We start from the raw sequence: 21,580 nt of genomic DNA, 5'->3' as shown, positions 1-21,580 counted from the left end.
CGGATGGCTACTTACCCGCGTCGGGGATGGAATCGAACTCCTCCGGAACGGTCAACCAGGTCGCCCGGCTCACCGGCCAGAAGATCGTGAAGGCCCGGCCGACGACCGAGTCGGCCGGGATCGTCGCGTCCTGGATCTTGCCGGCCTCGTCGGCCGCGCCGCTCTGCTCGTAGTGCTCCAGCGAGTCACCGGACGCCTCGCGGTGATCACCCATCACCCAGAGGCGGCCCTCCGGGACGGTGATGTCGAAATTCTGGTCGGCGACCTGGTTGCGGGTGCCGTCGGCCTCGACGTACACATACGGCTCGTCGAGGGACTTGCCGTTGATGACGAGCCGCTGCTGCTGGTCGCAGCAGACCACGTTGTCGCCGGGCTGCCCGATGACGCGCTTGATGAAGTCCTCACCGTCGGCGCCGGACTGCCACGCGGTCGGCGCCTTGAAGACGATGATCTCGCCGCGGCGCGGCTCCCGGAAGTCGTAGACCAGCTTGTTGACGAGCACCCGGTCCCACAGCTCCAGCGTGTGCTGCATGGAGGGGGACGGGATGTAGAACGTCTGCAGCACGAACGCCCGAACCAGGAAGGCGACGAGGATCGCCACGCCAAGCAGGATGGGGAGCTCGCGCCAGAAAGAGCCCTTGCGTTTTTCGGTCTGCTCGTCAATCACGCTCGGAGCCTACGTCGTCGAGTCACCAACGACATGCCGGAACGCGCGGATAGCGCCAGTGCGAGCAGAACCGGGAACCCGTCCGTGGCCACCGCGGGGCGTTCCTCACGGGCCTTGACCGGGTGTGCGGCGGCCGCCGACGGGTACTGCTCGGCATACCGCTTCCACACGTCGGGGACGTTGAGGCTGGTGAACCGGTCGCTGGGCCACACCACGACGAAGGCCCGGCCGATGATGTTCTCGATCGGCACGGTCCCCTGGCAGCGGGCGTCCTGGGAGACCGAACGGTGATCGCCCATCACGAACATCTCGCCGGCCGGGACGGTCACCTCGGCGAACCGCCGGCTGGTGCACTGCCCTGCGATCGGCGGCTGGCTCAGATCGGAGTTGAAACCCTCGGCGATGTACGCCTCGTCGATGCCGACGCCGTTGACGGTGATCCGGCCCTGCTCGTCGCAGCAGGCCACCTTGTCACCCGGAAGGCCGATCACCCGTTTGATGAAGTCGCGCTCGCCGGGACGGCTGACCCCGACCAGGTCACCGATGGTGCGGCCGAGCTTGGCCATGAACGCGTTGCTGACCGGCTCGGTGACCTCGGGCGCCCAGTCGTCGGTGCCGCGGAACACGACGATCTCGCCGCGCAGCGGGTCACGCATGTCGTAGACGACCTTGTTGACCAGGACCCGGTCCTGGATCGCCAGGGTGTTCTCCATCGACCCCGACGGGATGTAGAAGGCCTGGACCAAGAAGGTCCGGATGAGAACGGCCAAGCAGAATGCCACGATCAGCAGGAGCGGCAACTCCTGCCACAGTGGCATCTCCTTGCGCCGCATCGCGGCCCGCCGTCGTTCGGACGGCCGATAGCCTTCCATCGGATCCACGCTTCGCATCTCCCGCCGCCTACCGGCCGAACCGCCCCCGGATACAGCACTACCGCCCGAGTTTCCCGGCTTAGGGAAATTTACGAGCGGTAGGACTGAAAAGGTTCACCTACAGCGCGCCAGGCACAGCCGCAAGCGTAGTTCGCCCGCACCCGTTCCCGTCGCACCGCGTGAATCAGACGGTCTGCTTCTCCCGAAGCTCCTTGATCTTGGCCTTCTTGCCGCGGAGCTCACGCAGGTAGTAGAGCTTGGCGCGGCGGACGTCACCACGGGTGATGACCTCGATCCGGTCGATCGCCGGGCTGTTGAGCGGGTAGGTCCGCTCGACGCCGACACCAAAGCTGATCTTGCGGACCTTGAAGGTCTCACGCAGACCGGCGCCCTGGCGGGCGATCACGACGCCCTGGAAGACCTGGACACGGGAACGGTTACCTTCGACGACCCGGGCGTGCACCTTGAGCGTGTCACCGGCCCGGAAGTCGGGAAGGTCGGTACGCCGCGACTGGGCGTCAAGAGCGTCCAGCGTGTTCATCGCTGCATCCTCGTCGTACTCGTTGCGCACCGGGAGTTCGGTACGCGGATGGGTGATTCTGACCCTCCATACCTTCAGAGAGTCCTCGTCCGCACCCCGCGGCGCGGGGCGTAGACGGCAACCTCACTACTCTGCCACACGCGGAGGCGGGATCTGAAATCCGGCCTCGGTGAGCGCCACCCGGTCCTTCTTGTTCAGATTCTCCGGGGGGTAGGCGGCATACATGTCGGGCCGGCGGGACGCGGTGCGCAGCAGGCTCTGGTCCCGCCGCCAGCGGGCGATCCGGCCGTGGTCGCCGGAGCGGAGCACCTCCGGCACCTCGCGATCGCGCCACGACTGCGGCTTGGTGTAGACCGGGGCCTCCAGGAGGCCGGCGGCGTGCGACTCCTCGGTGAGCGAGTCGGCGTTGCCGAGCACCCCGGGCAGCAGCCGGGTGACCGCCTCCATGATCACGATGACCGCGACCTCGCCACCGAAGAGCACGTAGTCACCGAGCGACACCTCACGCACCGGCATCCGGTCCGCGGCGTCGTCGATCACCCGCTGGTCGATGCCCTCGTAGCGACCGCACGCGAAGACCAGGTGGGGAAGCGTGGCCAGCTCGTGGGCGTCGGCCTGGGTGAACGGCCTGCCGACCGGGGACGGCACGATCAGCGTGGCGCCCGGCGAGGCGACCGCGTCCAGGGCCTGGCCCCACGGCTCCGGCCGCATCACCATGCCCGGGCCACCGCCGTACGGGGTGTCGTCCACGGTCCGGTGCACGTCGGACGTCCAGGTGCGCAGATCGTGTACGGCGAGCTTCAGCGTCCCGGCGGTCCGCGCCTTGCCGATCAGCGAGAGTTCGAGCGGCGCGAAATAGTCCGGGAAGATCGAGACGATGTCGACCTTCACAGGAGAGCCCGCACAGGGAGAGCCGCCACGGGGAGAGCCTTCACAGGTCGAGCAGGCCTTCCGGGAGGTCGACGACGACCCTGCCACCGGGCAGGTCCACGGTCGGGACGATCGCGGTGACGAACGGGATGAGAGCCGTCCCGCCGCCCTTCTTCGCGAGCACGATCAGGTCCGAGGCCGGAGCGTGCTCGATCCGCTGCACGGTGCCGTGCTCGGTGCCGTCCAGGGACTCCACCCGCAGCCCGACGAGCTGGTGGTCGTGGAACTCCTCCGGGTCCTCCGGGGGCGCCAGACCGGCGCTGTCCACCTGGAGGAAGACACCCTTGAGCGCCTCGGCGACGTTGCGGTCGTGAATGCCCTCGAAGACGGCGATCCCACGGCCCTGATGCCAGCGGATCGACTCGAGAGTGAGTTGCTTCGGGACTTCGAAACGAGCACCGGGAGCGGGAGCGGCCGCCGGGCCGGCGCCCACCCGGCGGTCCCGGGGGACCTCCGTGATGAACACCGACCCGGCGGTGAAGCGTTCCTCGGGCTCGTCGGTCCGCACGACCACCGAGACCTCGCCCCGGATGCCGTGCGGTTTACCGATCTGGCCTACGACGAGCAGCATCGATCAGTACGCGTCGACGATGTCGACCCGGATGCCACGACCGCCGATCGACCCGATCACCTGACGCAGGGCCTTGGCCGTCCGCCCGCCGCGCCCGATGACCGTTCCCAGGTCCTCGGGGTGCACGCGAACCTCGAGCCGCTTGCCGCGGCGCGAGTCGACCAGCCGGACCCGGACGTCGTCCGGGTTGTCGACGATGCCCTTGACGAGGTGCTCCAGCGCGGGCCGGAGCGCCCCGTCAGCTCGCGTCGGCGCCGGCACCGGCCGGGTCCTCAGCGGTCTCGGCGACAGCCTCGCGGTTCGGCTCGGCGGCCTCGACGGGCTTCGACGCCTTCTTCGCGGTGGCGGGCTTGTCGGCGACGCCGGCGGCGGCCTTCGACTCGGCGTCGAACACCTCGGCCTTGCTCTGCTTGCTCGGCGCGACCAGCAGCGGGGCCGGAGCGGGCAGGCCCTTGAACTTCTGCCAGTCGCCGGTCTTCTCCAGGATGCGCTGCACCGGCTCGGACGGCTGCGCGCCGACGGAGAGCCAGTACTGCACGCGGTCGGACTTGACCTCGATGACCGAGGGGTGTTCCTTCGGCTGGTAGATGCCGATGTACTCGATGGCGCGGCCGTCACGCTTGGTGCGCGAGTCGGCGACGACGATGCGGTACTGCGGGTTGCGGATCTTGCCCATCCGCAGGAGCCGGATCTTAACGGCCACGGTGTTTTCGCTCCTGATGACTGCGTGGGTGAGCCGACCGGAACCCACGTGGGGATGTGGGACCGATGCCTCGTGGACTGGCTTGCGCTGTCAGGGGTTAGAGGGCGCCTGAAGCGTGCCGGATACCAACGAGCCATTCTGCCAGACGACCAGGGCCGGATCCCAATCGGGATACGTTCACGACCGGGCCACGACCGGGCGGTCCCACCCGTCCGGTAGTTCCTCAGGGGCCGGCCAGGACGGGTCGGGGCGGAAATCGGTCCAGGTGCCGTCGAAGGGGAACTCCCCCGACTCGATCTTCTTGATCACCCGACGGCCCTCGGCCCACACCGCGGCCTCGTCGGGGACCCAGTAGAGATCCGGGTGGGCCAGGCGCTCGGCGAAGTCGTCCTCGTCCTTCCAGCGCCAGGTGCCGCCCGGCTGGGCCACGATGTCGAGATCCTGGTCGATCACGTCGATCCCGGCGGCCACGCCGTCGTCCCAGCGGACGGCGGACTCCTCCAGGTTGACGTAGTACTCGGTGAAGTGGCCCTCGTCGTCGCGGAAGAACCAGACCGAGTGGTTCTCCCCGGGCGGGAAGAACCGCAGCACGCCCGGGCCGCGCCAGCGGGCGGTCCGGGGCGACCGCTCGGCGGCCATCCAGTCGGCGAACGCGAGATCGCGCGGGAAACGGCCGTCCAGCGTCGTCTCGACCGCGATCACCGAACCGCGGGCCACCCAGATGAGCAGCCCACGGTCGTCGTCCGAGACCACCCGGCCGGGATGCACGAAGGCGATCCGGCCGTGGTGGGTGTCCCGGTGCAGGATCAGCCGGCCCGGCTCGAAACCCATCCGAGCGCTCAGTAGGAGCGGGCCAGGTAGGCGATCAGGTCCGGCTCCTCGTCCGACTCCGGCATCGAGCCGTCCTCGCGGGTGAGGCAGCGGACCGTGACGGCCTTGCCGTTCGCCTCCTTCTCGCCGGCCTCGCCGACCGCCGACCACGGCACCCTGGCGAACCCGGTCTGCGCCGCCTCGATCGCCTCGGCGAGCGTCTTCACCTCGACGGTGCGCTCCACCCGGAACGCCAGCGCGTCGTCGAAGAGCCGCTGCTGGTCGGCCTCGAGTGCGGCGACGACCTCGTTCACCACCTCGGCCAGGGCGACCGGCGACTTGGTGCCGTCGATCCGGCGGGCCACCACGGCGTTGCCGTTGGCCAGGTCACGCGGGCCGACCTCGATCCGGATCGGGATGCCCTGGAGTTCGGCGTCCACGGCACGCCGGCCGAACGGGACGTCCGCGCGGTCGTCGAGCTTCACCCGTACGCCCGCGGTCTTGAGGTCTGCCGTGACCTGAGCCGCCGCTTCCGCGACGCCCTCGCCCGCCTTGACCACCATGATCTGGACCTGGATCGGCGCGAGCCGCGGCGGAAGCCGCAGGCCGTTGTCGTCGCCGTGCACCATGATCAGGCCGCCGACCATCCGGGTGGACGTGCCCCACGAGGTGGTCCAGGCGTGCTCGACGGTCCGCTCGGCCGACGAGTAGGTGATGTCGAACGCCTTCGCGAAGTTCTGCCCGAGCTCGTGCGAGGTGCCCATCTGGAGCGCCTTGCCGTCACCCATCATGGCCTCGACGGTCATCGTGTTGGTGGCGCCGGCGAAGCGCTCGCCACGGGTCTTGCGGCCCGGGATGACCGGGATGGCCAGGAACTCCTCCATGAACGCCTGGTAGACGTTGCGGTGGATGTCCCGGGCGTGCTCCCGCGCGTCGGCCTCGGTGGCGTGCGCGGTGTGGCCCTCCTGCCAGAGGAACTCGGTGGTCCGCAGGAAGGTCCGCGGGCGCAGCTCCCACCGGACCACGTTGGCCCACTGGTTGAGCAGGAGAGGCAGATCACGGTACGAGTCGACCCACTTGGCCATGAACTCGCCGATCACCGTTTCGCTGGTGGGGCGCACGACCAGCGGCTCGGCCAGCTCCTTGCCGCCGGCGTGGGTGACCACGGCCAGCTCCGGTGAGAAGCCCTCCACGTGGTCGGCCTCGCGGCGCAGGTAGTTCTCCGGGATGAAGAGCGGGAAGTACGCGTTCTGAACGCCCTGCTCCTTGATCCGGGCGTCCATGTCGGCCTGCATCCGCTCCCAGATCGCGTAGCCGACCGGACGGATCACCATCGTCCCGCGCACCGGGCCGTTGTCGGCGAGCTGCGCCTTGGCGATGAGGTCCTGGTACCAGCGGGGGAAGTCCTCCGCACGGGGAGTGAGCACGCGAGCCATGAGGAAGCATCGTAGTCCCGCCTGAACCGCAACCGGCCGGGTGGGCATCCCGTGTCCCTCATCGGAGAAAGACGGGGTGACGGATGGACTTCGATGGCTTCTACCGGGACACGTCCCGGCGGCTGTTGCGATACGCGTACGGGCTCACCGGCGATCCGGGCGAGGCACAGGATCTCGTGCAGGAGGCGTACTCGCGGGCGTGGCAGCGCTGGCGCAGGGTGTCCGGGTACGACGACCCCGAGGCCTGGCTGCGGCTCGTGGTGAACCGGCTGTCCGCGGACCGGTGGCGCCGGCTCGGGGTCCGCCGCGCGCGGGCCGCCGCCGAACCACCGCTGCCGCCGGTCAACCCGCCGTCGGAGGACGTGGTCCTGCTCGTCCGGGCGATGCGCGAACTGCCGGACAAGCAGCGGCGCGCCCTGGCCCTGCACTACCTGCTGGACCGATCGATCGCCGAGATCGCCGCCGAATCGGGCGCCACGCAGAACACCGTCAAGTCCTGGCTGTCCCGGGGCCGTGCCGCGCTGGCGGCCGCCCTGGACGACACCCGCGCCACCGTCACCCCGGAAGGAGCCCGCCGTGCCCGCTGACCTGGACGACCTGTTCACCGCCCTGGGCCGGCAGGCCGACACGTTTCCCCTGGCCGGCGCCGACGGGGCCCGGCAGCGTGGCCGGCAGCGCCGCGCCCGCCACCGCGCCGTGCTGGCCGGCATCGCGGTGCTGCTGGTGCTCACCGGGGTCGGCGTGGCCGTCACCCGGGACCGGCACGCCGAGCCGATCCTCCCGGCCACCACCCCGTCCCGGGTCCGCGGTCTGTCGCCGGTCGGCGAGCCGCTGCGGCTCGGCGACGGCCGGATGTGGAACAACGCCCGCATCTCCGGGAACCGGGTGATCGGCTTCTCCACGGTCGGCGACGGTGGCCACGAGACGGTCGCCGTGGACACGTCGACCGGCGCGACCCTGTGGCGGATCTCCAGCCGGGCCACGTACTACCGCGGGGTGGCGGCCACCACCGCGGCGGTCATCCTGCTGCGCGAGTCGAACGACTTCTCCAAGGAGATCGACGATCCGCAGAACCGGGTTCTGGAGTTCCACGACCCGGCCACCGGCACGAAGCGCTGGGAACTGGCCCACACCGACCACGACCGGCTGGTGCTGCACGAGAAGGTGCTGGTCCGGATGATCGCCACGACCGGGGTGACCGAGGCATACGACCTGGTCACCGGGCGGCGGCTGTGGTCGGTCCAGGGCGGCGCGGACCGGCCGGTGCTGATGGACGGGATGGTGACCGAATCGGACGCCCACGAATACGGCAGCGGTAACAACGGGCTGTTCGATCCGTCGACGGAGAAGGCTTTCCCGTACACCGACGACCGCCTGGTCCAGGTGACCGGGACGGGCAGGGTGGTGATCCGGGACATCGGCACCGGCAAGGTCCGGTCGACCGCCCAGGCCTGGACGACCGCCCTGGACGTCTGGGAGCGGGGCAACGATTCGACCGGCATCGATTCGGTGACGGCTTACGAGGGGACCGTCTACCTCACCGCGTACGACGACAAGGGAACACAGATCGGCACCCCGGACCGGATCCTGTACCGCCCTCAGGAGCCTTGGCGGTGGGAGAAATTCTTCCCCTGCGGGCGCGGCCGGCTCTGCGTCCTCGAATTCCAGGGGGACCGGGAGGCCCGCCTCGTCATGATCGACGCCGCCACCGGGGAGGTGCTCCGGACCACCGGGGCGGTGCCGGGCAGCGGCATCGCCTCGATGCGGGACGACCGCCTCATGATGAGCCTCGGCGGCGGGGGCGGCACGGCCCTCTACGACCCGAACGGCCAGGCGATGTACTCCGACAACGGCTTCGGCGGCTTCCTCGACGACGGCAACGTGCTCACCCTCACCCAGGACGCGGGCGATCGGCAGTACACCGCCCGCGGCGTCTCCACCGTCGACTACAAGAAGAGCAAGATCGGCATCCTGCCGGAGGTCTCCGGGCGGTGCGACTGGGACGAGACGGTGCTGACCTGCCCGGCCGGGCGGGAGCTGCGGATCTGGCGCTTCACCCGCTGATCACCTGATGACGGCCCCGCGCAGCACGATCCGGCGCGGGGCCCGCACCACGCGCAGGTCGGCGCGCGGGTCGGCGTCGTAGACCACCAGGTCGGCGAGACCGCCCTCGACCAGGCCGGGGAAGCCCAGCCACTCGCGCGCCCGCCAGGAGGCGGCGGCCAGCACGTCGACCGCCGGGATGCCGGCCTCGTGCAGGTAGAGCATCTCCTCGGCGGCCAGCCCGTGCCGGATGCCGCCGCCCGCGTCGGTGCCCACGTAGATCGGGACGCCGGCCTCGTGCGCGGCCAGCACCACCGACGGGAACCGGTCGCGCAGCGCGATCATGTGGTCGGCGTAACCGTCGAACTTGCCGCGCGCGTTGTCGGCGATGCCCCCGAAGGTCCGAATGTTGATCATCGTGGGCACCAGCGCGGTCCCCCGCCGGGCCATCTCGTCGATCAGGTCCAGCGTGAGCCCGGTGCCGTGCTCCACCGAGTCGACCCCGGCCCTGACCATGATCTCCACCCCCTCCTCGGAGAAGGTGTGGACGGCGGCGCGGGCGCCCGCGGCGTGCGCGGCCTCGACGGCGGCGGTCATGGTCGCGGCGTCCCAGCTCGGGGCGAGATCCCCCACCGAACGGTCGATCCAGTCGCCGACCAGCTTCACCCAGCCGGTCCCGGCCTTCGCCTGCTCGGCGACGGCGACGGCGACCTGCTCACCGGCCACCTCGACGCCGATGTCGCGCAGATAACGGCGGGGCGCGGCCACGTGCCGCCCGGCGCGGGCGAGGCGGGGCACGCCCGGTTCGTCGTCCAATTCGGGGTACGGGTACGGCGAGCCCGCGTCCCGGATCGCCAGCACTCCCGCGTCCCGGTCCTGATGGGCCAGCTCACGGGCCTGGCCGACACTCTCGATCGGCTTGGCCCCGTATGCGATCCCGAGATGGCAGTGCGCGTCGACGAGCCCCGGCACGATGAACCCGCCGTCACTGATCGTCTCGGCATCGGCCACCGGCTCGAAGGTGACCTTGTCCCCCACCAGCCACAGGTCCCGGACCTCACCGTCCGGCAGAACCGTCCCACGCACATGCAACGCCATGGGTAAGTACTACCGGATCAAGCGTCGTCCTGTGCAGCGAGGTATTTATCACGCAGCGCCGTCAGCGCCGGCAGGTCGATGGTGATCTCATACGGCACGTCGGTGCTGAACACCTTGGTGGTACTGATGACACGCTCATACTTGCCGTCGTCCCCGGGCCGGAACACGGTCAACACCACGGAACCGTCGAAGGTGGGGTCAACCACCCAATAGCTGCCGACGCCCGCGGCTGCGTAGATCTCCGTCTTCGCGTGCATGTCCCGGAAGTGCGACGTCGGTGAGATGACCTCCACAACCAGCAACGCCCCGTCCACCGGCACGGGCGAACGCAACATGTATCGGTCATCAACCACCACGACGTCGGGCCGTGGCTCGTTACGGCGATCAACATCAAGTGACAGATCAGGGACCGGAACGTAGCCCAGCGGACAGTTCGGCCGCAGCATCAGGACCAGCTCGACACCGAGAAGCTGATGGAAACTAGTAGGGGACGGCAAGATCAGCCTTCCGTCGATCAACTCGTAACGGAGTCCCTCGGGAAGGCTGGCCAGGTCGTCAGTGGTCCAGTCCTGCTTGTCGAGCAGATCCGGATTACGCAGGGCCGCAGTCATGGGCACCTCCTTGTCGGGGGGTGTCATCAGACTACCTGGACCATGACTAGCCCTGCCGTCCCAAATCAGCGATTGTCATCCTTCGGAGGCTTGCTGAGCTTGTTGAAGTCGAGCTTCGGCAGCTTGAAACCGGGCGGCATCCCCTGCCCACCGCCCAGCGCACCCGGGTCGAGGCCCGGCGGCAGCTGCGGCATCCCACCCGGGAACCCGGCGGGCATCCCGCCCGGCCGCCCGCCGACGCGGGGCCGGTTGCCGCCCTTGGTGCCCTTGCGCTTGTTCTTCGAGCTCTTCGTGGCGCTGCGCCGGGCGCCGGGCAGGCCCATCATCCCGGTCATCTGCTTCATCATCTTCTGCGCCTCGGTGAAGCGGTTCAGAAGCTGGTTGACGTCCATCACGGTGACGCCGGAGCCGTTCGCGATACGCAGCCGGCGGGAGCCGTTGATGATCTTCGGGTTGCTGCGCTCGCCGGGCGTCATCGAGCGGATGATCGCGGTGACCCGGTCGAAATGGCTGTCGTCGAGCTCGTCGAGCTGGCCCTTGAGCTGGCCCATCCCGGGCATCATGCCGAGGATGTTGGCGATCGGGCCCATCTTGCGGACCGCGATCAGCTGGTCCAGGAAGTCCTCCAGCGTGAACTGCTCGCCACCGAGCAGCTTGCTGGCCATCTTCTCCTTCTGATCCTCATCGAAGGCCTGCTCGGCCTGCTCGATGAGGGTCAGCAGGTCGCCCATGTCGAGGATCCGCCCGGCCATCCGGTCGGGGTGGAAGACGTCGAAGTCCTCCAGCTTCTCGCCGGTGGAGGCGAACAGGATGGGCTGGCCGGTGACGTGCCGGACGGAGAGCGCGGCGCCACCGCGGGCGTCACCGTCGAGCTTGGAGAGGACCACACCGGTGATGCCGACGCCGTCGCGGAACGCCTCGGCGGTGCGGACGGCGTCCTGGCCGACCATCGCGTCGATGACGAAGATGACCTCGTCCGGGTCGACCGCGGCGCGGATGTCGGCGGCCTGCTGCATCATCTCGGCGTCGATGCCGAGGCGGCCGGCGGTGTCGACGATGACGATGTCCTTGGCGGTGCGCTTCGCGTGCTCGATCGAGTCACGCGCGACCTGCACCGGGTCGCCGACGCCGTTGCCCGGCTGCGGGGCGTAGACGTCCACCCCGGCCCGCTGGGCGAGCACCTGGAGCTGGTTGACCGCGTTGGGGCGCTGGAGGTCACAGGCGACCAGCAGCGGCTGGTGGCCCTGCCCCTTCAGCCAGCGGGACAGCTTGCCGGCCAGCGTGGTCTTACCGGAGCCCTGGAGACCGGCCAGCATGATCACGGTCGGCGGCTGCTTGGCGAACTGCAACCGCCGGCTCTCGCCGCCGAGGATCTGGATCAGCTCGTCGTTGACGATCTTGATGATCTGCTGGGCCGGGTTGAGGGCCTGGGAGACCTCGGCGCCGCGCGCCCGCTCCTTCAGGTTGGCGATGAACGCCTTGACCACAGGGAGCGCGACATCCGCCTCCAGCAGCGCGAGACGGATCTCGCGGGCGGTGGCATCGATGTCGGCATCGGTGAGCCGGCCCTTGCCGCGGAGCTTGCCGAAGATCCCGGAGAGGCGGTCACTCAAGGTGTCAAACACGATGCGACTTCCCGTTGGTCGTAACTGCTGGAGACCGCAAGCCTAGCCGGACCGTCGCGGGGTCACCGGTTCCGCATCCGGTACGTCCGCGCGGCCGCCTCGATCCGCCGCTGCGTCCGGGTGCCGGGGGCCAGGCCCTTCTTCACCTTCGCGTAGAGGAGAGCGCCGCCGCCGAGCACGAGAGCGCCCACGATCAGGTAGAAGAGCACCGGGCCGAGGATCGCGCTGGCCACCCAGCCCACCACGACCACTCCGGCGATCAGTGCCACCAGATATCCGATTGCCTTGCCCATCGCGGCCTCCCGCTGTCGTCGCGTCGTCGCCGCTTTCCACCATGGCCTGTCCGCGCAACCGCCCGCATCGGCCGAGACCCCGATCCGTTCCCCTAGGGGTGGGGCTTCCGCGTTTCCCCCTGATACCAGGATTAACCGGCGTATACCCCAGATAACCGGTGCAACTCCTGATATAGACCGCAACTTCCGTCTCGGCCCCGGCGTTATGTCGTCGAACGTGCGGCGAAAGGACTACGGCGTGGCCCTGCGACAGATCCTGCGGCTGACCCCCTGGTCGGTTCGACGGCGGATCTTCGAAACGGTCGAGACACGTGTCCTGCCCCGCGTCGCCCCCGAACGGCGCCTCCGGATCGCCCGGACCCTGATGCCGCTGGGACCCGGCCGGCGCCCCGCCGACGTCACCGCGCTGCGGGTCCGTACCCCGGCCGGCTGGCTGACCGCCCGCGTCGACCCGGCCGCCGCGCCGGCCGACGTCCGCCGCCGCAACCTGGACCGGGTCGTCCAGGCGCTGGACCGGGCCGGGATCGACTGGTTCCGGGTGCCGGTCCGGGCCGCGGTCCGGACCTCGGTGGCGGTCCGCCGTACCGACCGGGACCGGACCCTGCGCCTGCTCGCCGAGCTCGTCACCGGGGATCACGGCACCCTGCGGACGGTCTTCCCGGCCGGCCGGCGCGGACGGCGTGAGGCCGAGGTGGTGTCGGTGTCCTGGCCGGTCACCGACCCCGGCGGCAGTCTGGTGCTCGGCCCCGAACTGGGCTGCGAGGTCGAGTTCTGGCGGGTGACGAAGGACCGGCTGATCTCGCCGCGGCGCAATCCGGTGGCCGACGACATCCCGGCGGACGAACCGGAGACGACCGCCGCCGAACCGGTCTTCGGGTCGTTCGCGGCGCGGGACGACACCACGGAGTACCGGACCCGGCGGGTGTTCACCACGGTCGACCCGGACCGCATCGACTTCCCGATCGACGTGGTCTACACCTGGGTGGACGGTGGCGACCCGGAGTGGCAACAGCGCAAGGCCCGGGCCCTGGAGCGGAACCCGTGGATCGGCGACGTCAGCGCGCAGGCCGCCAACGACTCCCGGTACGTCAGCCGCGACGAGCTGCGCTACTCCCTGCGCGCCCTGCACTGCTTCGCCCCCTGGGTACGCCGGGTCTTCCTGGTCACCGACGATCAGGCGCCGTCCTGGCTGGACCGGGCGCACCCACGGCTCACCCTGGTGAGCCACCGGGAGATCTTCGGCGACACCGGGACCCTGCCGACCTTCAACTCGCAGGCCATCGAGTCGCGACTGCACCGGATCCCGGAACTGGCCGAGCACTTCCTCTACCTCAACGACGACGTGATCCTGGGCCGTCCGGTCGGCCCGGAGCTGTTCTTCACCCCGGGCGGGCTGGCCAAGTTCTTCGCGTCGGCGGCCCGGGTGGACACCGCGCCGCGCGGTCCCGCCGACCGGCCCGCCGACTCGGCCGCCAAGAACAACCGGCGGCTCATCCAGGAGACCTTCGGCCGGATGCTGACCCGCAAGATGATGCACACCCCGCACCCGTCGCGGCGCAGCGTCATCGAGGAGATCGAGGACCGGTTCGCCGAGCACGTACGGGCCACGGCCGGACACCAGTTCCGGCATCCGGACGACATCTCGCTGCTCTCCTCGCTCCAGCAGTACTACGCGTACTTGACCGGCCGGGCCGCGCCGGGCCGGATCCGCTACCTCTACACCGATCTGGCCCAGCCGGCCACGCCGCTGCGGCTCGCCCGGCTGCTGCGCTCCCGGGACGTCGACGCGTTCTGCCTCAACGACGTGGACGTGCACAGCGCCGCGGTCGCCGACCAGGAGGCGCTGGTCGCCGAGTTCCTTCCCGCCTACCTGCCGTTCGTCTCGCCGTTCGAGTCGCAGCACCGGGTCCTCCGGGCGATCGCGGCGCCGCGGCGGCCGAACACCGACCGGCCGGTCCCGCCCGATGTGGCGCTGCCGCCCGTCGCCTGACCAAACGTTTGAAGGAGACATCCTTGAGTTACGACGTCGTCATCCTCGGACTCGGGTACGTCGGGCTGCCGCTGGCGCAGCAGGCGATCCGGGCCGGCATGTCGGTGCTCGGCTTCGACGTCGACGAGACCGTCGTCCGGAGCCTGGCCGAGGGCCGCTCCCACGTGGACGACCTGAGCGGCACGGACGTGGAGAAGATGCTGGCCGGCGGCTTCCAGCCGACCACCGACGAGACCCTGATCGGACAGGCCCGGACCGCGGTGATCTGCGTGCCCACGCCGCTCGCCGAGGGCGACGGGCCGGACCTGCGGGCGGTCCTCGGGGCCACCTCGGCGATCGGCCGCAACCTGCGGCCCGGCATGCTCGTGGTGCTCGAGTCCACCACCTATCCCGGGACCACCGACGACGAGGTGCGCCCCCGGCTGGAGCAGATGTCCGGGCTGACCGCGGGCATCGACTTCCACCTGGCGTTCTCGCCGGAGCGGATCGACCCGGGCAACGCGGTCTACGGGGCGCACAACACGCCGAAGGTGGTCGGCGGTTACACGCCGAAGTGCACCGACCGGGCCGAGGCGTTCTACGGCCGGTTCGTGGAGACCGTGGTGCGGACCCGGTCGACCCGGGAGGCGGAGACCGCCAAGCTGCTGGAGAACACCTACCGGCACGTCAACATCGCGCTGGTCAACGAGATGGCGCGGTTCTGCCACGAACTGGACATCGACCTGTGGGACGTGATCCGCGCGGCGGCCACGAAGCCGTTCGGGTTCCAGGCGTTCTATCCGGGGCCGGGCGTGGGCGGGCACTGCATCCCGATCGACCCGAACTACCTCTCGCACAACGTGCGCAGCAAGCTCGGCTACCCGTTCCGGTTCGTGGAGCTGGCCCAGGAGATCAACACGACCATGCCGGCCTATGTGGCCCGGCGTGCCCAGAACCTGCTCAACGCCGACGGCCAGGCGGTCCGCGGGGCCACCGTGCTGCTGCTCGGCATCACCTACAAGGCCGACATCGCCGATCAGCGGGAGTCACCGGCCGCCCCGCTGGCCCGCCAGCTGGCCGCGCTCGGCGCGACGGTCGCCTACCACGATCCGCACGTGACGACCTGGGACCTGGACGGGGTTCCGGTCTCCCGCACCGAAGACCTGGCCGGCGCGACCGCCTCGGCCGACCTGGTGATCCTGGTCCAGAACCACCGCGAATACGACCCGGACGAACTGGCCCGCACCGCGAAACGCTTCTTCGACACCCGAGGGGTGACGACGATCCGCGAGGCCCATCGGTTGTAATCCGGCCCCTTCTGCTCCGGCGCCGGGCCGCTCTCTCTGTTCCGGCGCCGGGCCGTCCATTTTTCAAGATCTTTTCCGGTACGGGGTGGACGGTCCCAACCGCAGCCACCCGTCCCCTGACGCACCGCGAGCCGCGCGGGTGGTCCCGCCCGCGAGGCACCGCCGGGCTGAGATCGGTGGCCGGGCATCCACCCGGCCGTGACCGAAAGGGACCACTCACTCACGCCCGGCGGGCGCGGCATGGTCTGGACCACGCACGGATCTCGCGGTGCGCTACGGGACGTGCGGAAATGCGTTTGAGGGCGCTCCCGAGCCGTACCGGGAAAGGATCTTCAGGCGAAGGTCCAGCGCGAGTTGAGCAGGTAGTTGACCACCGGGATGAGGACCAGGGCGACGGCCTGGATCATCGGGTAGGGGGCGCCCAGCAGTTCGGCGCCGATCCACAGGACCGTTGTGTTCAGGGCGAGGGCGGCTGCCGTGACCGCGAGGAACCGCGGCGCGGTGCTCGTGTGTGCGGTGCCGGACCGGAAGACCCAGGTCCGTTGCAGCAGGTAGGACACGGCGACGCTGGCCGCGAACCCGGCTGTCGAGGCGGGCACCGGGGGCATCCCGAGACCGATTCCGGCCAGGCCCACCGTGAAGTGGGTGAACGCGCTCAGCCCGCCGCTCACGCCGTAGCGGAACAGCCGGTCAACGTTCGGCACGCTGCTCGACCACCCGGCGATCGGCGGTCTCCGGCGCCCCGGCGCGCTCCTGGACCAGGTAGCGGGGCCGGGCGCGGACCTCGTCGTGGATGCGGGCCAGGTACTCACCGATCACGCCGAGGCCGATCAGCACGAACGTCCCGGTCACCAGCAGCAGCAGGATGACCGTGGTGAAACCGGCGACCGAGCCGCCGCTGATCCACCGGACCAGCGTCTGCACGCCGAGGACCACGGCGAACACCGCGAACGCCAGCCCGGCCAGGGTGACCATGTGCAGCGGGGCCGAGGTGAACGAGGTGAGCCCGTTGACGGCGAGCCGGAACAGGCCGCGCAGGGTCCACCGGGACGCCCCGCCCTCCCGGTGGTCGATGTCCACCTCGACGGTGGCCCGGGTGAAGCCGATCCAGCTGCTGGTGCCGCGGAAGAACGTGGAGTGCTCGGGCATCCGCCGCAGCGCCTCCACGGCCGGGCGGCCGAGCAGCCGGAAGTCGGTGGCGTCGACCAGGTCGACCTTGGTGAGCCGGGTGAAGGCGCGGTTGAAGAGCCGCGACCCGAGCCGGTTGCCGAGGCCCTGTCCGGCCCGGTTGCGTTTCACCGCCTCGACCACGTGCGCGCCGTCCTGCCAGCGGCGGACCATGGCCGGGATGGCCGACGGCGGATGCTGGAGGTCGGAGTCGATCACCACGACCGCGTCGCCGGCGGCGTGTTCGAGGCCGGCCAGCAGCGCCGCCTCCTTGCCGAAGTTGCGGGACAGCCGCAGCCCGCGGACCCGCGGATCGACCAGCGCGCAGTGGGCGATCCGGGACCACGAGTCGTCGGACGAGCCGTCGTCGACCAGGACCAGTTCGTAGTCGAGGGCGGCGTCGCCGAGCACCTCGCCGAGCCGGGTCACGAACCGGTCGACGCCCGCGCCCTCGTTGAAGATCGGCGCGATCACCGAGACCAGGGGGCTCATCCGGCCCGCTCGCAGAAGGGGACGCCGGCCAGGGTGCGGGCCGCCACGTCGAGCGAGTCCCGGTAACGCCGTTGCAGGAACGGTTTGCCCCGGTTGGCGGCGATCGCCTCGTCGAGCAGCGCGCAGCGCCGGGCGTCACCGGCCCGGCTCCGGTCGAACGAGCCCACCACCGCGGCGATCCGGTTGTCGAGCTGCGCGGCACGCTGGACCGCGACGGTGCCGGCGTACGCCCGGTTGGCGGTGGCCGAGACCACGCCCAGCAGCACCAGGGCGGCCAGCGCGCTCATGGTCGCCCGGCGCCCGGCGAGCAGCACCAGCGCCACCACCAGCAGCATCCCGCCGGGGACGGTCAGCGCCGAGTCCCGCCAGCCCTGCTCCCACAGCTCCCGGCCGCTCATCGCGCTGCGCACCGCGACGCTCAGCGTGGCCAGCAGCGCGCCGCAGGCCAGGACCACCACGCCGAGCGCGGCGAGACCCAGGAGCGGGCGCGTGGCCGGGACGCCTGATTTCGGCAGGAGCATGAGGGTACGCGCGGCGAGCGCCCCGAGCAGCAGCAGCGCCACCACCGGCGCCACCCCGCGCAGCCAGTCCCCGGGCGTCGCGGCGGTGGCCGCCCGCCATTGCAGCGGCGGCAGCCAGGCCACCATCCGGACCGGCAGCAGCAGCACCGACCGCCCGTCCACGATCAGGTCCGACCCCTGGTAGCAGCCGCCCTGGGCGCAGAACCCGCGGATGATCCAGCGGACCGTCGCGAAGGCCGGCAGGAACCCGGCCCACAGCAGGCCGGCGAACCGCACCCCGGCCGAGGTGAGCAGTTCCCGCCCGGTCAGCCCGAGCACGAACCGGCCGCGGATCAGCACGGCGGCCGTGGCCAGCGGCACGGCGAAGTAGGCGGGCTCGTTGAACACCGCGAGAGCGGCCCCGGCGGTCACCGCGAGCACCCCGTTCCACCAGCGCAGCCGGTCCAGCCGGCAGGCCGTCGCGGCGACCGTGAGGACGAGCGCCGCGGTGGTCAGGTAGAGGCCGCCGAAGAGGATCGTGGTGCTGTCCTGGCCGGCCGCCACGAATCCGGCGGCGACGGCGTACGGCAGCAGCAGCGCCACCCGCGAGGGGGCGCCGCCGAACAGCCGCCCCCGGGTCAGCACGCTCTCCGCGAACAGCACCACGGCCAGGGTCAGCAGAACGGCCGCACCGATCGAGACGGCCCGCAGCGTCACGTTGACCGGCAGGCCGAGCTGCTGCGTGCCGGTGAAGGCGAGCAGGTCGAGCGACTTCTCCAGCATCCGCCCGAGCGGCCGGAAGTTGCCGAGCCGCAGGTAGGCGTCCCCGCTCGCGATGGTGTGCGACACGATCGCGCCCGGGTCGTCACGGAACATGCCGCCGTGCCAGTAGACGTTGAACCGGTGGTCCCGGGACGGCGCGACCGCCAGCAGCGGGGTCAGCACCACGATCGGCGCCAGCACGCAGCGCCGGGCCACGTGTCCCCAGAGGCGGGGTGGCGATGGCGGAGGGGCCGGCGGTGCCGCGGCGGCCAGCGCCGGAATCACGGTGGTTTGGGCCGTCATGTCTGCTGCAACGAGCCCAACGCCGACGGGGTTGTGTCGTCCAGCAGGTCGGTCAGCGCCGGAGGCCGTTCCGGGTCGACGAAGACCACGTGGGTGGCGGCGTGCTCGGCGTACAGGCGGGACAGGCGGCCGGCGAGCACCTCGTCCCAGGCCCGGTCCGGCCGGTGCCGCTCCCAGGTCGACCGGTCCGGCAGGTACTCCAGGATCAGGCCGGCCTTGCGCAGCAGCGAGAACTCCGGGTTGTCGGTGAGCACCACGGCACGGTGGTCGGGTTCGACGGTCAGCCGCCGCCGCAGGGTCTGGACGAGCTCCCGCAGCGCCGGCAGGTCCAGGCCCATCGCCACGTACAGGCGGGCCGGCAGGGGGCGTTTGGCCGTACGGGTGCGGCGTGCCGGCGCGTCCGGGCGGCGGCGGATCCGGCCGACCAGCCGCCGGATCAGCCGCGGCGGGCCCTGCAACGGTTCCCTGGCGAAGGAGACCAGGGTGCGGCCCAGCCGGTAGGAGCCGCTGCCGCGCAGCCGCCGGGCCTGCTCGCGTTCGGAGTCGCGCTCCCCCGCCAGGCCGGCGCAGCGGGTCCGCCAGGCGTCCCGCTCCTGCTCGACGGTGCGCAGCCGGACCACGAGCGCCTGCATCTCCTCGCCGCTGTCGGTCACCGTGCATCCTCCGGTCGGTCGATGAAGGCCGCCAGCCATCCGGCGGCGTCGGCGGCGCCGTTGAGCGGGGCCACCTCGGCGCAGCGGCGGCTCAGCGCCTCCCGGACGTCGGCGCGTACCGCCCGGGCCAGCACCCGGTCCAGGTCCGGGCCGTCCGGGTCCTCGATGATCAGCGCGGCGCCCGCGGCCGCCGCGAACCGGGCCCGGCTCACCTGGTCGTCCAGGGCGGTCTCCCGGTTGGGCAGGAAGACGGCCGGGATGCCGAAGGCGATCAGCTCATGGAACGAGTTGTAACCCGAGGCGCTCACCACCAGGTCGAATCCGCGCAGATACCGGCTCATCGGGTAGAGCTTCACGAGGTGTGCCCCCTCCACCGGAGGCATCGGCTCGGTGGCGATCGCCGACTCGGCCAGCACCAGCTGGAAACCGGCGTCGCGCAGGTGCCGGGCGATCCGGGCGACCGGCGACGCGATGTCGTTGATGTTGCCGGCGCCGAGCTGGAGCAGGGCGGCCGGCCGGCCCGGTTCGATGCCGAGGGCCTGCCGGGCATCCTCCGGCTCGGCCAGCTCGTCCGGGTCGAGGTAGGTGATCGGGCCGACCAGCCGTACTCCGGCCCGGTCCTCGACGGTCGGGCCCTCGTCGGCGGCGGCCGCGAACTCGCCCGGCTCCAGGACGTGGTCGAAGGCGTCCCGCCGCTCGATCCACTCGGCGCCGGTGTCGCGCCGCCACATCGGGCGGCGCACCCACACCCAGGTGATCCCGCGATGGGCCCGGGCCGCCGCGACGATGCCGTCGTGCGGCACGCTGTCCACCGCCACGACGGCCGGGCGGTGCAGCTCGATCAGGTACTCGAGGCGGCTGCGCAGCAGTTCGGCCCAACCGGAACGGGCCAGGCCGAGCACCGAACGGGACGGGATGTACTCGGTGAGGAAACCCTCCTGGTGGGCCACCAGGGCGCCGTGCGACTGGGTGGCGACCACCACCGGGGTGTCGCCGGGCAGCCGCCGGCCGATCGCCATCAGCCGGGACAGGTGGCCGAGGCCGACCCCGTTGTCACTGACCAGCAGCACCGCGCCGGGTGGCGGGGGCGGCGGCGGGGCCAGCGCCGGGGGTGGCGGGGCGCCCGGGCGTACGCCGCGGTCGGCCAGCCGGGCCACGTGTGACGGGTAGCCGAACCGGGCCTCGACGAACTCGCGGGCCCGCAGCGCCACGGCACGGTAGCGGCCGGGGTCGGCGTACAGGGCCCGGACCAGCGGGACCACGCCCTCGGGGGTGGTGTAGAGCGCCGCGTCGCCGAACAGTGGCCGGAAGTGCTCACCGATGACCACCGGTACGCCGGCCGCCATCGCCTCCATGATGGTCCGCCCGAACGCCTCGATCAGGTCGGGGTCGTGGAAGTAGACGAAGAAGTCGATCCCGCGCAGGAACTCGGCCGGCTCTCTCGTGCCGAACTCGATGATCTCCCAGTTCGCCGGGGTGCGGCCGAGCTTCTCCACGGCCAGCTCGCCGCCGCCGAGGATGCGGACCCGCATGCCGGGTGTGTCCGGGTAGGCCTGGAGCAGCTCCGGCACGGTCCGCGGCCACTTCACCGGATCGGGCCGTCCGTGCCGGCCGATCACCGGGACCGCGCTGACCGGGCCGGGCCGATCGGTCCACCACTCGGACCCGTCGATGATCTCGTGCCAGTCGGCGCCGGTGAGGGTCGCGCCCGGGTCGGCCCGGAGCACCTCGGCGCGCACCTGCGGGCTGATCGGCGCCCACTCGATGCCGGCCCCGAAGTATCCCTGGACCCGTTGCCGGACGGCCGCGAAGTCGTAGTAGCGGGCCGGGTCGCCGGCGTCGCCGGGCGCCTGGTTGAGCACCATCACGGCGCGCCCTGCCCGGATCGGCGGCACGGTCCTCAGGTCCTCGGTGAAGATCCGGGGTTGCCGGACCACCAGCAGCCGTGCGGTGACCTCCTCACCCTCGGCCGCCAGGTACGCCGACCCATCCTTGATCAGCTCGGTGAGCAGCGGATGGAACGGCCGGTTCTGTTTGAGGTGCGGCGACCTCACGTGCACCAGCACCGTGGTGAGCCCGGCCCGGGCCTGGGCGCGGATCTCGGCGGCGATGCTGGCCGAGGTGCCACCCGGGTACCGGAAATCCGAGAGGATCGCCACGTCGTGGACGGTCGCGGTCATGGTCGGATCAACGAACCGTCCACGCCCGGCGTCACGCTCCCCCGCCC

22 protein-coding genes are annotated in these 21,580 nt (G+C 71.0%); 4 read left to right on the top strand and 18 right to left on the bottom strand.

From position 1 onward, the window contains the following. Positions 1 to 7: 7 nt before the first annotated feature. From lepB (KZ829_RS29675) to proS, 9 genes are all read right to left on the bottom strand, one after another. Positions 8 to 667, bottom strand: a complete 660-nt coding sequence (lepB, locus tag KZ829_RS29675; protein WP_220147195.1) for a signal peptidase I — start codon at positions 665 to 667, stop codon at positions 8 to 10. Beyond that, positions 664 to 1,557: a signal peptidase I gene (gene lepB / locus KZ829_RS29670; RefSeq protein ID WP_220147194.1), complete on the bottom strand. Its 894-nt coding sequence runs from the start codon at positions 1,555 to 1,557 to the stop codon at positions 664 to 666. The genes lepB (KZ829_RS29675) and lepB (KZ829_RS29670) overlap by 4 nt, the downstream gene beginning before the upstream one ends. A gap of 166 nt (positions 1,558 to 1,723) precedes the next feature. Then, positions 1,724 to 2,080, bottom strand: a complete 357-nt coding sequence (rplS, locus tag KZ829_RS29665; protein ID WP_183217210.1) for a 50S ribosomal protein L19 — start codon at positions 2,078 to 2,080, stop codon at positions 1,724 to 1,726. A gap of 126 nt (positions 2,081 to 2,206) precedes the next feature. After that, positions 2,207 to 2,971 (bottom strand): tRNA (guanosine(37)-N1)-methyltransferase TrmD, encoded by a 765-nt coding sequence (gene trmD / locus KZ829_RS29660; RefSeq protein WP_220147193.1) that lies wholly within the window; start codon positions 2,969 to 2,971, stop codon positions 2,207 to 2,209. Positions 2,972 to 3,011: 40 nt separating this feature from the next. Further along, entirely contained in the window at positions 3,012 to 3,578 is a 567-nt protein-coding gene (rimM, locus tag KZ829_RS29655; RefSeq protein ID WP_220147289.1) for a ribosome maturation factor RimM, read from the bottom strand. 6 nt (positions 3,579 to 3,584) lie between these two features. After that, positions 3,585 to 3,842: an RNA-binding protein gene (locus KZ829_RS29650; protein ID WP_014447131.1), complete on the bottom strand. Its 258-nt coding sequence runs from the start codon at positions 3,840 to 3,842 to the stop codon at positions 3,585 to 3,587. After that, positions 3,820 to 4,284 carry a 30S ribosomal protein S16 gene (gene rpsP / locus KZ829_RS29645; RefSeq protein ID WP_183216495.1) on the bottom strand — a complete coding sequence of 155 codons (465 nt, stop codon included), beginning with the start codon at positions 4,282 to 4,284 and terminating at the stop codon, positions 3,820 to 3,822. Before rpsP ends, KZ829_RS29650 begins: the two co-directional genes overlap by 23 nt. A gap of 177 nt (positions 4,285 to 4,461) precedes the next feature. Then, positions 4,462 to 5,115, bottom strand: a complete 654-nt coding sequence (locus KZ829_RS29640; protein ID WP_220147192.1) for a ribonuclease FAU-1 family protein — start codon at positions 5,113 to 5,115, stop codon at positions 4,462 to 4,464. A gap of 8 nt (positions 5,116 to 5,123) precedes the next feature. Beyond that, positions 5,124 to 6,530, bottom strand: coding sequence for a proline--tRNA ligase (gene proS / locus KZ829_RS29635; protein WP_220147191.1), 1,407 nt, complete (start codon positions 6,528 to 6,530; stop codon positions 5,124 to 5,126). A gap of 83 nt (positions 6,531 to 6,613) precedes the next feature. Here proS and KZ829_RS29630 point away from each other — a divergent pair, with 83 nt between their 5' ends. Together KZ829_RS29630 and KZ829_RS29625 are read left to right on the top strand one after the other, a co-directional pair. Further along, positions 6,614 to 7,117 (top strand): SigE family RNA polymerase sigma factor, encoded by a 504-nt coding sequence (locus KZ829_RS29630; protein WP_220147190.1) that lies wholly within the window; start codon positions 6,614 to 6,616, stop codon positions 7,115 to 7,117. Beyond that, positions 7,107 to 8,594, top strand: a complete 1,488-nt coding sequence (locus KZ829_RS29625) for an outer membrane protein assembly factor BamB family protein (RefSeq protein ID WP_220147189.1) — start codon at positions 7,107 to 7,109, stop codon at positions 8,592 to 8,594. The genes KZ829_RS29630 and KZ829_RS29625 overlap by 11 nt, the downstream gene beginning before the upstream one ends. Here the strand turns inward: KZ829_RS29625 and KZ829_RS29620 are convergent, their stop codons facing one another. From KZ829_RS29620 to KZ829_RS29605, 4 genes are all read right to left on the bottom strand, one after another. Continuing rightward, the gene (locus KZ829_RS29620; protein ID WP_220147188.1) at positions 8,595 to 9,671 is read right to left on the bottom strand and encodes an amidohydrolase family protein; all 1,077 of its coding nucleotides are present in this window, start codon (positions 9,669 to 9,671) and stop codon (positions 8,595 to 8,597) included. A 17-nt stretch (positions 9,672 to 9,688) separates the two neighbouring features. Beyond that, a complete protein-coding gene (locus KZ829_RS29615) occupies positions 9,689 to 10,282 on the bottom strand; it encodes a Uma2 family endonuclease (RefSeq protein ID WP_220147187.1) in 594 nt (197 codons plus the stop codon). 65 nt (positions 10,283 to 10,347) lie between these two features. Continuing rightward, on the bottom strand, positions 10,348 to 11,907 hold the full coding sequence (ffh, locus tag KZ829_RS29610; RefSeq protein WP_220147186.1) for a signal recognition particle protein: 1,560 nt from the start codon (positions 11,905 to 11,907) through the stop codon (positions 10,348 to 10,350). A 62-nt stretch (positions 11,908 to 11,969) separates the two neighbouring features. Continuing rightward, positions 11,970 to 12,200: a hypothetical protein gene (locus KZ829_RS29605; RefSeq protein WP_183216512.1), complete on the bottom strand. Its 231-nt coding sequence runs from the start codon at positions 12,198 to 12,200 to the stop codon at positions 11,970 to 11,972. A 238-nt stretch (positions 12,201 to 12,438) separates the two neighbouring features. Here KZ829_RS29605 and KZ829_RS29600 point away from each other — a divergent pair, with 238 nt between their 5' ends. Next, entirely contained in the window at positions 12,439 to 14,190 is a 1,752-nt protein-coding gene (locus tag KZ829_RS29600; protein ID WP_308285715.1) for a stealth family protein, read from the top strand. Between the two features lie 23 nt (positions 14,191 to 14,213). Next, the gene (locus KZ829_RS29595; RefSeq protein WP_220147184.1) at positions 14,214 to 15,476 is read left to right on the top strand and encodes a nucleotide sugar dehydrogenase; all 1,263 of its coding nucleotides are present in this window, start codon (positions 14,214 to 14,216) and stop codon (positions 15,474 to 15,476) included. A 332-nt stretch (positions 15,477 to 15,808) separates the two neighbouring features. Here KZ829_RS29595 and KZ829_RS29590 read toward each other — a convergent pair whose 3' ends face one another. The 5 genes from KZ829_RS29590 to KZ829_RS29570 are packed head-to-tail and all read right to left on the bottom strand — an operon-like array spanning position 15,809 to position 21,533. Further along, a complete protein-coding gene (locus KZ829_RS29590; protein WP_220147183.1) occupies positions 15,809 to 16,180 on the bottom strand; it encodes a GtrA family protein in 372 nt (123 codons plus the stop codon). Continuing rightward, positions 16,167 to 17,135: a glycosyltransferase family 2 protein gene (locus KZ829_RS29585; protein ID WP_220147182.1), complete on the bottom strand. Its 969-nt coding sequence runs from the start codon at positions 17,133 to 17,135 to the stop codon at positions 16,167 to 16,169. The genes KZ829_RS29590 and KZ829_RS29585 overlap by 14 nt, the downstream gene beginning before the upstream one ends. Next, the gene (locus KZ829_RS29580; protein ID WP_220147181.1) at positions 17,132 to 18,700 is read right to left on the bottom strand and encodes a hypothetical protein; all 1,569 of its coding nucleotides are present in this window, start codon (positions 18,698 to 18,700) and stop codon (positions 17,132 to 17,134) included. The genes KZ829_RS29585 and KZ829_RS29580 overlap by 4 nt, the downstream gene beginning before the upstream one ends. Beyond that, a complete protein-coding gene (locus tag KZ829_RS29575) occupies positions 18,697 to 19,353 on the bottom strand; it encodes a hypothetical protein (RefSeq protein ID WP_308285714.1) in 657 nt (218 codons plus the stop codon). The genes KZ829_RS29580 and KZ829_RS29575 overlap by 4 nt, the downstream gene beginning before the upstream one ends. Next, a complete protein-coding gene (locus KZ829_RS29570; protein WP_220147179.1) occupies positions 19,350 to 21,533 on the bottom strand; it encodes a glycosyltransferase in 2,184 nt (727 codons plus the stop codon). The genes KZ829_RS29575 and KZ829_RS29570 overlap by 4 nt, the downstream gene beginning before the upstream one ends. Positions 21,534 to 21,580: the final 47 nt, after the last annotated feature.

Source organism: Actinoplanes hulinensis, assembly GCF_019429605.1.
GTDB classification, from domain to species: domain Bacteria; phylum Actinomycetota; class Actinomycetes; order Mycobacteriales; family Micromonosporaceae; genus Actinoplanes; species Actinoplanes campanulatus.
The sequence above is the reverse complement of the archived record's forward strand: the minus strand, read 5'-3'. Positions and strand labels throughout refer to the sequence as shown.

Excerpts from the sequence above, each read along its gene's own strand:
- KZ829_RS29640 (WP_220147192.1), bottom strand. The coding sequence starts at position 5,115 with ATGGGTTTCGAGCCGGGCCGGCTGATCCTGCACCGGGACACCCACCAC.
- KZ829_RS29570 (WP_220147179.1), bottom strand. The coding sequence starts at position 21,533 with ATGACCGCGACCGTCCACGACGTGGCGATCCTCTCGGATTTCCGGTAC.
- lepB (WP_220147194.1), bottom strand. The coding sequence starts at position 1,557 with ATGCGAAGCGTGGATCCGATGGAAGGCTATCGGCCGTCCGAACGACGG.
- KZ829_RS29580 (WP_220147181.1), bottom strand. The coding sequence starts at position 18,700 with ATGACGGCCCAAACCACCGTGATTCCGGCGCTGGCCGCCGCGGCACCG.
- KZ829_RS29620 (WP_220147188.1), bottom strand. The coding sequence starts at position 9,671 with ATGGCGTTGCATGTGCGTGGGACGGTTCTGCCGGACGGTGAGGTCCGG.
- KZ829_RS29630 (WP_220147190.1), top strand. The coding sequence starts at position 6,614 with ATGGACTTCGATGGCTTCTACCGGGACACGTCCCGGCGGCTGTTGCGA.
- KZ829_RS29585 (WP_220147182.1), bottom strand. The coding sequence starts at position 17,135 with ATGAGCCCCCTGGTCTCGGTGATCGCGCCGATCTTCAACGAGGGCGCG.
- KZ829_RS29615 (WP_220147187.1), bottom strand. The coding sequence starts at position 10,282 with ATGACTGCGGCCCTGCGTAATCCGGATCTGCTCGACAAGCAGGACTGG.
- rplS (WP_183217210.1), bottom strand. The coding sequence starts at position 2,080 with ATGAACACGCTGGACGCTCTTGACGCCCAGTCGCGGCGTACCGACCTT.
- KZ829_RS29605 (WP_183216512.1), bottom strand. The coding sequence starts at position 12,200 with ATGGGCAAGGCAATCGGATATCTGGTGGCACTGATCGCCGGAGTGGTC.
- proS (WP_220147191.1), bottom strand. The coding sequence starts at position 6,530 with ATGGCTCGCGTGCTCACTCCCCGTGCGGAGGACTTCCCCCGCTGGTAC.